This is a genomic window from Pseudomonas sp. CGJS7, from assembly GCF_036961695.1.
Window position 1 is genome coordinate 1 of the sequence record NZ_JBAMDI010000274.1, and the last position, 3,221, is coordinate 3,221.

Consider the following 3,221-nt stretch of genomic DNA (forward strand, 5'->3'; position numbering starts at 1 on the left):
CAACCCCTACACCCCCGCCCCACCACAACACCCAACCCCTACACCCCCGCCCCCCCATAACCCTCAAGCCTTACACTCCTCCGCCCACCACCAGCCTCAGCCCCCTTCCCTTGCACCCCCACCGAACACAACTAAGCTTGTTGCCTCAGTGGGCTTCGCTCCGAAAGGACCGGAGCAGACGCGGCGCATGGCCTGTCGCCGCCCCAGAAAAAGCTTGACCGATCGATCAGAAAAAGATGAAAAACGGTACACATTACAAATATTTATTTGTGTACAATCGCCCAGACCCGATCCCTGCGGGACATCAGTGAACGGGTCTGGACACGGGTCGGCGTACCAAAGTTGCGTTGCGGTAACCTTGCTGGTTATCAATACTGGCGCCGATTTTTCGACCAACAAGAACATCAAAACCGTGGAACCTTAGAATGAGCACAGCAATCAGTCCGACTGCTTATAACTATAAGGTCGTCCGCCAGTTCGCCATCATGACGGTGGTCTGGGGGATCCTTGGCATGGGCCTCGGCGTCTTCATCGCCTCGCAGCTGGTGTGGCCGCAGCTGAACCTGGACCTTCCCTGGACCAGCTTCGGCCGCCTGCGCCCGCTGCACACCAACCTGGTGATCTTCGCCTTCGGGGGCTGTGCGCTGTTCGGCACCAGCTACTACGTGGTGCAGCGCACCTGCCAGACCCGGCTGATCTCCGACAGCATGGCCGCCTTCACCTTCTGGGGTTGGCAAGCCGTGATCGTCGGCGCGCTGATCACCCTGCCGATGGGCTACACCACCACCAAGGAATACGCCGAGCTGGAGTGGCCGCTGGCGATCCTGCTGGCCATCGTCTGGGTTACCTACGGGCTGGTGTTCTTCGGCACCATCGTCAAGCGCAAGACCAAGCACATCTATGTCGGCAACTGGTTCTACGGTGCGTTCATCGTGGTCACCGCGATGCTGCACATCGTCAACCACATCTCGCTGCCGGTGAGCCTGTTCAAGTCGTACTCGGCCTACTCCGGCGCCACCGACGCGATGATCCAGTGGTGGTACGGCCACAACGCCGTGGGCTTCTTCCTCACCACCGGTTTCCTGGGGATGATGTACTACTTCGTGCCCAAGCAGGCCGAGCGGCCGATCTATTCGTATCGCTTGTCGATCGTGCACTTCTGGGCGCTGATCACCCTGTACATCTGGGCCGGCCCGCACCACCTGCACTACACCGCCCTGCCTGACTGGGCGCAGTCGCTGGGCATGGTAATGTCGATCATCCTGCTGGCGCCAAGCTGGGGCGGCATGATCAACGGCATGATGACCTTGTCAGGCGCCTGGCACAAACTGCGCACCGACCCGATCCTGCGCTTCCTGGTGGTGTCGCTGGCGTTCTACGGCATGTCCACCTTCGAAGGCCCGATGATGGCCATCAAGACCGTGAACTCACTGTCGCACTACACCGACTGGACCATCGGCCACGTCCACGCCGGCGCCCTCGGCTGGGTGGCAATGATTTCGATCGGCGCCGTGTACCACATGATCCCGAAACTCTACGGCCGCGAGCAGATGCACAGCATCGGCCTGATCAACGCGCACTTCTGGCTGGCCACCATCGGCACCGTACTGTACATCGCCTCGATGTGGGTCAACGGCATCACCCAGGGCCTGATGTGGCGCGCCATCAACGATGACGGCACCCTCACCTACTCCTTCGTCGAAGCCCTGCAGGCCAGCCACCCCGGCTACATCGTCCGCGCCCTGGGCGGTGCGTTCTTCGCCAGCGGCATGCTGCTGATGGCCTACAACGTGTTCCGTACCGTACGTGCCGCCAACCCGGCACAGGCTGAAGAGGCCGCCAAGATCGTCGTTGTGGGAGCGCACTGATGAAGCATGAAGCCGTCGAGAAGAACATAGGCCTGCTGGCCTTCTTCATGGTCATCGCCGTGAGCGTCGGTGGCCTGACCCAGATCGTCCCGCTGTTTTTCCAGGACGTCACCAACAAGCCGGTCGAGGGCATGAAGCCGCGCACCGCGCTGGAGGTGGAAGGCCGCGATATCTACATCCGCGAAGGCTGCGTGGGCTGCCACTCGCAGATGATCCGCCCGTTCCGTGCTGAAACCGAGCGTTACGGCCACTACTCGGTAGCCGGTGAAAGCGTGTGGGACCACCCGTTCCTGTGGGGCTCCAAGCGTACCGGCCCGGACCTGGCCCGCGTCGGCGGCCGCTACTCCGATGACTGGCACCGAGCGCACCTGTACAACCCGCGCAACGTGGTACCGGAATCGAAGATGCCTTCCTACCCGTGGCTGGTCGAGAACAAGCTCGACGGCAAGGACACCGCGAAGAAGATGGAAGTGCTGCGCACACTCGGCACCCCGTACACCGACGCCGACATTGCCGGCGCACGTGACGCGGTCAAGGGCAAGACCGAAATGGACGCCATCGTCGCGTACCTGCAGGGTCTTGGCACCATCATCAAGAGCAAACGGTGACGCTGATGGATATCGGGATGATTCGCGGCCTGGGCACCGTCGTGGTGATGGTGGCGTTCGTGGGCCTGGCGCTGTGGGTGTTCAACCCACGGCGTAAAAAGGACTTCGACGAAGCGACCCAACTGCCCTTCGCGGATGACCCCGAGGCCACCCGGCACGTCGAGCAAGCAAAAGCTTCTGGGAGCAAACAACAATGACAACCTTCTGGAGTCTGTACGTTACCGTCCTGACCCTGGGCACCATCTTCTCGTTGACCTGGCTGCTGCTGTCGACCCGCAAGGGCCAGCGCGAAGAGGTTACCGACGAAACCGTCGGGCATGCCTTCGATGGCATCGAGGAATACGACAACCCGCTGCCGCAATGGTGGTTCTGGCTGTTCGTCGGCACCATCATCTTCGCCCTCGGCTACCTGGTGCTGTACCCGGGCCTGGGCAACTGGAAAGGCGTCCTGCCGGGCTATTCGTACCTGGATAACGACAAGCAGACCGAGTTTTCCAACGGCCAGCCGGGCTGGACCGGTGTGCACGAGTGGGAAAAGGAAATGGCCAAGGCCGACGCCCGCTTCGGGCCGATCTTCGCCAAGTTCGCGGCCATGCCGATCGAAGAAGTGGCCAAGGACCCACAGGCATTGAAAATGGGTGCGCGGCTGTTCGCCTCCAACTGCTCGGTGTGCCACGGTTCCGACGCCAAGGGCGCCTTCGGCTTCCCCAACCTCACCGACAATGACTGGCGCTGGGGCGGCGAG

Annotated in this window: 4 protein-coding genes; all 4 read left to right on the forward strand. The window is 61.8% G+C overall.

Annotated features, from left to right (window positions below; translation table 11 throughout):
- Positions 1 to 425 precede the first annotated feature (425 nt).
- Positions 426 to 1,868 (forward strand): cytochrome-c oxidase, cbb3-type subunit I, encoded by a 1,443-nt coding sequence (ccoN, locus tag V7787_RS52560; protein WP_003254284.1) that lies wholly within the window; start codon positions 426 to 428, stop codon positions 1,866 to 1,868.
- The gene (ccoO, locus tag V7787_RS52565) at positions 1,868 to 2,476 is read left to right on the forward strand and encodes a cytochrome-c oxidase, cbb3-type subunit II (RefSeq protein WP_010955006.1); all 609 of its coding nucleotides are present in this window, start codon (positions 1,868 to 1,870) and stop codon (positions 2,474 to 2,476) included. Before ccoN ends, ccoO begins: the two co-directional genes overlap by 1 nt.
- A gap of 5 nt (positions 2,477 to 2,481) precedes the next feature.
- Positions 2,482 to 2,673 (forward strand): CcoQ/FixQ family Cbb3-type cytochrome c oxidase assembly chaperone, encoded by a 192-nt coding sequence (locus V7787_RS52570; RefSeq protein ID WP_003254287.1) that lies wholly within the window; start codon positions 2,482 to 2,484, stop codon positions 2,671 to 2,673.
- Positions 2,670 to 3,221, forward strand: a 552-nt coding sequence (locus V7787_RS52575) for a cbb3-type cytochrome c oxidase N-terminal domain-containing protein (RefSeq protein WP_336095422.1), incomplete at its 3' end; no start/stop codon positions are given. The genes V7787_RS52570 and V7787_RS52575, both read left to right, overlap by 4 nt.

Excerpts from the sequence above, each read along its gene's own strand:
- ccoN (WP_003254284.1), top strand. The coding sequence starts at position 426 with ATGAGCACAGCAATCAGTCCGACTGCTTATAACTATAAGGTCGTCCGC.
- ccoO (WP_010955006.1), top strand. The coding sequence starts at position 1,868 with ATGAAGCATGAAGCCGTCGAGAAGAACATAGGCCTGCTGGCCTTCTTC.
- V7787_RS52570 (WP_003254287.1), top strand. The coding sequence starts at position 2,482 with ATGGATATCGGGATGATTCGCGGCCTGGGCACCGTCGTGGTGATGGTG.